Annotated in this window: 6 protein-coding genes and 1 pseudogene; 6 read left to right on the forward strand and 1 reads right to left on the reverse strand. The window is 69.3% G+C overall.

What is annotated here, in order from left to right:
* Positions 1-124 precede the first annotated feature (124 nt).
* From LV78_RS20815 to LV78_RS20840, 6 genes are all read left to right on the forward strand, one after another.
* The gene (locus tag LV78_RS20815; protein WP_253846949.1) at positions 125-1,387 is read left to right on the forward strand and encodes an ABC transporter substrate-binding protein; all 1,263 of its coding nucleotides are present in this window, start codon (positions 125-127) and stop codon (positions 1,385-1,387) included.
* Positions 1,384-2,340 carry a carbohydrate ABC transporter permease gene (locus tag LV78_RS20820; protein ID WP_012783431.1) on the forward strand — a complete coding sequence of 319 codons (957 nt, stop codon included), beginning with the start codon at positions 1,384-1,386 and terminating at the stop codon, positions 2,338-2,340. The genes LV78_RS20815 and LV78_RS20820 overlap by 4 nt, the downstream gene beginning before the upstream one ends.
* Positions 2,340-3,185: a carbohydrate ABC transporter permease gene (locus LV78_RS20825; RefSeq protein ID WP_372494971.1), complete on the forward strand. Its 846-nt coding sequence runs from the start codon at positions 2,340-2,342 to the stop codon at positions 3,183-3,185. The genes LV78_RS20820 and LV78_RS20825 overlap by 1 nt, the downstream gene beginning before the upstream one ends.
* A 6-nt stretch (positions 3,186-3,191) precedes the next feature.
* A complete protein-coding gene (locus tag LV78_RS20830; protein WP_041837352.1) occupies positions 3,192-4,376 on the forward strand; it encodes an ABC transporter ATP-binding protein in 1,185 nt (394 codons plus the stop codon).
* 309 nt (positions 4,377-4,685) lie between these two features.
* Entirely contained in the window at positions 4,686-5,576 is an 891-nt protein-coding gene (locus tag LV78_RS20835; RefSeq protein ID WP_253846925.1) for an SDR family NAD(P)-dependent oxidoreductase, read from the forward strand.
* Positions 5,577-5,650: 74 nt separating this feature from the next.
* Positions 5,651-6,631: a hypothetical protein gene (locus tag LV78_RS20840; protein WP_253846926.1), complete on the forward strand. Its 981-nt coding sequence runs from the start codon at positions 5,651-5,653 to the stop codon at positions 6,629-6,631.
* A 232-nt stretch (positions 6,632-6,863) separates the two neighbouring features.
* Here the strand turns inward: LV78_RS20840 and LV78_RS20845 are convergent.
* A pseudogene (locus LV78_RS20845) lies at positions 6,864-7,172 on the reverse strand (hypothetical protein); the annotation flags it as partial.

Consider the following 7,172-nt stretch of genomic DNA (forward strand, 5'->3'; position numbering starts at 1 on the left):
CCTGATCACCGGGCCTAGGTTCGTCCCACCGATCGTCCCCGGCAGGGGACCGGTGGGGGCACGACGGGGTGCCGGGCACTGCGGTCTGGCTCCTCCACGTTGTCAGGAAGGAGGCATGACCGATATGGGGATGAGGGGCGCGACACCGCGTCGTCGGCTTGCCGCCGCGGGGGGAGTCGCCGCGCTGGCGGCCTCCGTGCTGGCGGGTTGCGGGTCGGACGGCGGCGGGCTCGTCGTCAACGTGTACAAGTACCCGCAGGAGAGCTTCCAGCAGATCGTGGACCGCTGCAACGCGGAGGCCAACGGGTACGAGATCGTCTACCACAAGCTGCCCCGCGAGGCCGACGGCCAGCGCGAGCAGCTCGTGCGCAGGCTCGCCGCGGGCGACACCGGCATGGACGTGCTCGGGCTGGACGTCACCTGGACCGCCGAGCTGGCCGAGGCGGGCTGGATCAGGGAGTTCACCGGGCAGGTCAAGAGCGCCGTCGAGGACGGCACGCTGGAGACGCCGCTGGAGACCGCCCGCTACCAGGACAAGCTCTACGCCGCGCCGGACAACACCAACGTCCAGCTGCTCTGGTACCGGGACGACCTGGTGCCGACCCCGCCCACCACGTGGGCCGAGATGATGGAGATGGGCGCGAAGCTCAAGGCCGAGGGCAAGCCCGGTCTCGTGCAGGCCACCGGCAAGCAGTACGAGGGCCTGGTCGTCCTGTACAACACGCTGGTCAACTCCGCGGGCGGCACGATCGTCGACGAGTCCGGCACCAGGGCCGTCGTGGACGACAACGCGGTGAAGGCGCTGGAGGTCCTCAAGGAGTTCGCCACCTCCGAGGTGGTCGACCCGTCGTTCTCCAACGCGGCCGAGGACCAGGCGCGCCTGGCCATGGAGGAGGGCAAGGCCGCGTTCCAGCTGAACTGGCCGTTCGTCTACGCCGCCGCGCAGAAGCGCCCCGAGCTGGCCCCGCACTTCAAGTGGGCCCCGTACCCGGCGGTCGACGAGGGCACCCCGTCCAAGGTGACCGTCGGCGGCATCAACTACGCCGTCAGCTCCTACAGCGAGCACCCGGACGAGTCGTTCGACGCGATCACCTGCCTGCGCAACGCGGAGAACCAGAAGTTCGCCGCCATCAACGACGGCGTCCCGCCCACCATCGAGTCGGTCTACTCCGACCCGGAGATGGCGGAGCCGTACCCGATGAAGGAAGCCATCCTGGAGACGCTCAAGACCGCGAGCATCCGGCCGAGCACCCCGGCTTACCAGAACGTCTCCACGGTCATCTCCACGATCCTGTCGCCGCCCGCGAGCATCGACCCGCAGGCCACGGCCGAGCGGCTCAAGTCCGAGCTGCAGGACGCGCTCGACTCGAAGGGGGTCCTGCCGTGAGCCAGACCGCCGATGCGTCCACTTCGGACAGAGCCGCCAAGGCCCCGCTGGACAAGAAGGCCAAGGCCGCGCTGAGCGAGGGCAAGCGCGCCGAGCGCCGCCTCGGGCTGCTGCTGTGCCTGCCCGCGATCCTCATCATGGCCCTGGTCGCGGGCTACCCGATCCTCTACTCCTTCTGGCTGTCCCTGCAGCGCTACGACCTGAAGTTCCCGGACCGCCAGGAGTTCGTCTGGTTCGAGAACTACGCCACCGTGCTCTCCAGCCCGTACTGGTGGGACGCGCTGTGGATCACCCTGATCATCACGTTCGTGTCCGTCGTGCTGGAGTTCGTGCTCGGCATGGCGCTCGCGCTGATCATGCACCGCACCCTGGTGGGCAAGGGCATCGTCCGCACCGCCTCGCTCATCCCGTACGGCATCGTCACCGTCGTGGCCGCGTTCTCCTGGCGCTACGCCTGGACCCCCGGCACCGGCTACCTCGCCGAGCTGGCGGGCGGCGACCCCGTGCTGACCGAGAAGGTCCCGGCCATCATGATCGTGATCCTGGCCGAGGTCTGGAAGACCACGCCGTTCATGGCGCTGCTGCTCATGGCGGGCCTGGCGCTGGTCCCCGAGGACCTGCTCAAGGCCGCCGCCGTCGACGGCGCGAGCCCGTGGCAGCGGTTCGTCAAGGTCATGATCCCGGTCATGAAGCCGGCCATCCTGGTGGCGCTGCTGTTCCGCACCCTGGACGCGTTCCGCATCTTCGACAACCTGTTCGTGCTGACGGCGGGCTCGCAGGGCACGTCGTCGGTGTCGATGGTCAGCTACAACAACCTCATCAAGGGCCTGAACCTCGGCATCGGCTCCACCATGTCCGTGCTGATCTTCGTGGCGGTGGCGATCATCGCGTTCATCTTCGTCAAGCTGTTCGGCACCGCTGCCCCCGGTAGCGACAACACGGGGAGGCGATGATGGCCGGGACCGGAGGAGCCGTCACCACCGGCCGCAAGGCCCGCTGGGCGGTGCTCAACACCGTCGTCGTGGCCTACGCGCTGATCCCCGTGCTGTGGATCGTGTCGCTGTCGTTCAAGACGCCGGAGACCTTGGCGGACGGGAACTTCATCCCGCGCGAGTGGACCCTGGAGAACTACCAGGCGATCTTCACCACGAGCGAGTTCGTCCGGGCGCTGGTGAACTCGATCGGCATCGCCCTGATCGCCACCGCGATCGCCGTCGTGTTCGGCACGATGGCCGCCTACGCCATCGCCAGGCTGGACTTCCCCGGCAAGCGCGCCCTCGTCGGCGTGTCCCTGCTGGTGTCGATGTTCCCGCAGATCTCGCTGGTGTCGCCGCTGTTCGAGATCGAGCGCACCCTCGGGCTGTTCGACACCTGGCCCGGCCTGATCCTGCCGTACACCACGTTCGCGCTGCCGCTGGCGATCTACACGCTCTCCGCGTTCTTCCGGGAGATCCCGTGGGAGCTGGAGAAGGCGGCGAAGATGGACGGCGCCACCCCCGGCCAGGCGTTCCGGCGGGTCATCGCGCCGCTCGCCGCGCCGGGCGTGTTCACCACGGCCATCCTGGTGTTCATCTTCTGCTGGAACGACTTCCTGTTCGCCATCTCGCTGACCTCCACCGAGTCCTCGCGGACGGTGCCGGTCGCGCTGTCGTTCTTCACCGGCAGCTCCCAGTTCGAGGACCCGACCGGTTCCATCGCCGCCGCGGCGGTGGTCATCACGGTCCCGATCATCGTGTTCGTGCTGTTCTTCCAGCGTCGCATCGTGGCCGGGCTGACCTCCGGCGCCGTCAAGGGGTGAGTGGGCGTGGCAGAGATCGTTCTCGACAAGGTGAGCAAGCAGTACCCCGACGGCGCGGTGGCCGTGCGGGACGTGGACCTGGAGATCGGTGACGGCGAGTTCGTCATCCTCGTCGGCCCGTCCGGCTGCGGGAAGTCCACCACCCTCAACATGATCGCGGGCCTGGAGGACATCACCTCCGGCGAGCTGCGGATCGGTGGCGAGCGGGTCAACGAGCGCGCGCCCAAGGACCGCGACATCGCCATGGTGTTCCAGTCGTACGCGCTCTACCCGCACATGACCGTGCGGGAGAACATGGCGTTCCCGCTGCGGCTGGCCAAGGTCGACGACGCGACGGTCCAGCGCAAGGTCAAGGAGGCCGCGGACATCCTCGACCTCGGCCAGCACCTGGACCGCAAGCCCGCGAACCTGTCCGGCGGCCAGCGCCAGCGGGTCGCGATGGGGCGCGCGATCGTGCGCAGCCCCAAGGCGTTCCTCATGGACGAGCCGCTGTCGAACCTCGACGCCAAGCTGCGCGTGCAGATGCGCACCTCGGTGTCGCGGCTGCAGAAGCGGCTCGGCACGACCATGGTCTACGTGACGCACGACCAGACCGAGGCGATGACCCTGGGCGACCGGGTCGTGGTGATGCGCGGCGGGCACGTGCAGCAGGTCGGCGCGCCCCAGCACCTCTACGACCACCCGGCCAACCTGTTCGTCGCGGGCTTCATCGGATCGCCGTCGATGAACTTCGTGCCCGCCGGGATCGAGGGCGACCAGCTGCGCACCGCGCTCGGCGACATCCCGCTGTCCGCGCGGGTCAAGTCGCTGCTGGAGCGCGGCGACGCGCCCCGCGAGGTCATCCTCGGGCTGCGGCCCGAGCACTTCGAGGACGCCAGGCTCGTGGACGAGTCGGTGCGCGGTGCGGGCGTCACGTTCACCAGCCACGTGGACGTGCTGGAGTCGATGGGGTCGGACAAGTACGCGTACTTCGGCGTCGACGGCGAGCAGGCCACCTCCGCCGAGCTGGAGGAGCTGGCCGCCGACGCGGGGTCGGTGGACGTGCCCGGTTCCGGGGTGTCGCTGGTGACCAGGCTGTCTGCGGCGTCCACGGCGGTGGAGGGCCAGCAGGCCGAGGTGTGGTTCGACGCGGACAAGGTGCAGCTGTTCGACCCGTCCAGCGGGCGCAACCTGACCTACGCGGGCGAGTGAGCGGCTGATCGGTGTGGGGAAGTGAGCGGCTGATCGGTGGAGGACCGCCTTGAGGCGGTCCGATTGCCGCACGGCTCAGGAAAGGGGACGCCCGGCGACGCGGGGCGTCCCCTTTCGCGTGAACCAGGGGGTGCGGGGTGATCAGCGGGGGACATACGCCGCGCTGAATTCCATAAGCCATTCAGCGCAGCCCGAACGCAACTCGCCGCAACCGGGCCCGAAGCGCTCAGCGGCCTCCCCAAGCTGGTCGAAAGCAGGGGAGCAAGGGAAAACCGCTGCGAGGCCTTGGTAGGGGAAATGGTGCGCGCTATGGGTGCTCTGGCCGGGAAAGCGGTCGTCGTCACGGGAGCTGGGCGGGGACTGGGGGAGGCCTACGCCGAGCAGGCGGCCAGAGCGGGCGCCTCGGTGGTGGTCAACGACGTGGACGCGGACACGGCGGAGCGGGTGGCTGAGCGCATCCGGGACGAGGGCGGGATCGCGGTGGCCAGCGGGCACTCGGTCGCCGACCCGGCGCAGGCGGAGAAGATCATCCGCACGTGCGCGGACGAGTTCGGGCGGATCGACGGGCTGGTCAACAACGCCGGGGTGAACTACGAGTCGAAGCCGTGGGAGGACGATCCCGAGCAGATCCGGCGGACCGTCGAGGTCAACCTGCTGGGGGTCATCTACACCGGGGTCGCGGCGATGCGGGCGATGCGGGAGCAGGGCGGTGGGGGGTCCATCGTGAACATCGGGTCCGGGGCGTACCTGGGGCAGCGCAAGCTCGGGACGTACTCGGCGACGAAGGGGGCGGTGGCCTCGCTGAGCTCGTCGTGGGCGCTGGACCTGGAGCCGGACGGGATCAGGGTCAACGCGGTGTGCCCGGTGGCGTACACGCGGATGGTGGTGGCCTCGCCTCGGGCTCGGGGGGTGGTGGCGACGGACCGGGTGCCCGCGAAGGTGGCGCCGCTGGTGGTGTTCCTGCTCGGGGACGGGGCTCGGGGGATCACCGGGCAGGTGGTGCGGTGCAACGGGAAGCACTTGCACCTGGTGGGGCACCCGCAGTTCAAGCAGCCGATCGTGGAGAGCGACGCTTGGGATGACGTGGCGGTGGAGCGGGCGTTCAGCGAGCTGTTCCAGGCGCACCTGGAGCCGTACGGGTTGGAGAAGCGGATGCCGCCGTTGACCCGTGAGCTGATCGCGCCCGCGCATACGCGGTAGGGCGGGAGCGGCAGGGCGGATGAGTGGTGGGCGAGCACTGCCGGAGTGGTTGGTGTTGCTGACACCATCGGGGCATGGGCAAACCCGGAGCCACGGACTGGCAGCTGGTGGTGCGGACGCGGGTCGAGCGCGTGCGGGCCGACCTCGCCGCGCTCGGGCCGATCGATCCGCTGGACCAGGAGAGCGCTCGGTGGCGTGAGGTCGCCGAGCGGGAGGCCGCGGTCGTGGACGAGGTGCTGGAGGGCGACCTCGGGCGGTGGCGGACGGTCGCGGCGTGGTGGTCGGGGTGGCGCATCGAGCGGGGGTGGCGGGCGCTGCACGAGGCGGAGATCGCGGTGGTGGCGGCGTCGCCGGGGTTCCTCGGGCGGTTGCCGGGAGTGGTGGCGCGGGTCGCGGAGCAGGTTGAGGAGGGGGATCCTCGGCGACGGGCGTTGGAGGAGCTGCGGCCTGGGGAGTTCCCGGTCGGGGTTGAGCGGGCGGTCGTGGTTGACGCGTTGCGGGCGGCGTTCGACCGGTCGGACTTCGCGCACGCCGGGTCTCGGGCGTTGCGGAACAAGTTGATCGCGGCTTCGGTGGTGCTGTTCCTGGTGAACACGGTGCTGGGGGTCGTGGGGCTGGTCAGTCCGGGGTACCTGCCGCTGTGCGTGCGGCCTGAGGGGTTGGCTGCGGTGTGCCCCACGGGTGGGGTGGCCAGCGGGGCCGATGTGTGGCTGGTGCAGGCGCTCGGGGGGTTCGGGGCGGTGTTGGCCGCGGTGGTGCTGTTGTTGCGGCGGCGGCCGAGTCTGACGCCTTACGTGATGGTGGGGTACCAGGCGACGATCAAGGTGCTGCTCGGGGCTTCGCTGGCGGTGGTGGGGGTGCTGGCGCTCGGGGCCGGGGTGACGACCGGGTTGATCGGGGTGGCCTCGCAGTCGGCGTTGTTGTTGTGGGCGGTGATCCTGGGGTATTCGCAGCAGGTCGCGACGCGGTTGTTGGACAGCTACGCGGATCGGGTGCTGGAGCAGGCTCGGCCGTTGCCTGGGCATGGGGTGGGGGACGGAGTGTTGAAGGGCTGAAAGTCAAAAGCTGAAGGGCATCGCCTCGCCGGCGGGGCAGACCTCCAAAAAAGAGGGGACACGAGCTCTGCCGGCCGGTGACCGTTGGTCCTGTGGTTGCGTTTACCACTGCGGTGGGTGGGGTCCCTCTTCTCCGTGTGGCCTCCTTTCAGGCAAGCACAGGCGTCAAGACGCCGTTTGACTCGGGCGGTCTGCCGGATAGTGCGGCGGCGTCTTGACACCTGAGGTGATCTCAGTGAGGTGTCTGGTCGGTGTTCCAGTTGTGTTCGTAGTGGGTGCAGGTCAGTGCGGCGGCGACGATGAGGGTGAGTTTTCGTGGGCTGGCGGTGGTGTGGCGCAACGCCTTCCACCGTCCGACCAGTAGCGCGAACCCACGCTCGCCTCGACCTCTCAGACCACGCAGGAGCAGGTCGTGGGTCTTCTGGTCCACATTCAGTTCGGGTTCGGCCCAGCGTTTGCGCGGGGTGCGGTTCGGGGTGACCACCCCGTGCCCCGCGTTGAGATAGCCCTGGTCTGCGAGGGTGGGCAGGTTGAGTTCGAC

Source organism: Actinosynnema pretiosum (genome assembly GCF_024171695.1).
Taxonomy (GTDB): domain Bacteria; phylum Actinomycetota; class Actinomycetes; order Mycobacteriales; family Pseudonocardiaceae; genus Actinosynnema; species Actinosynnema pretiosum.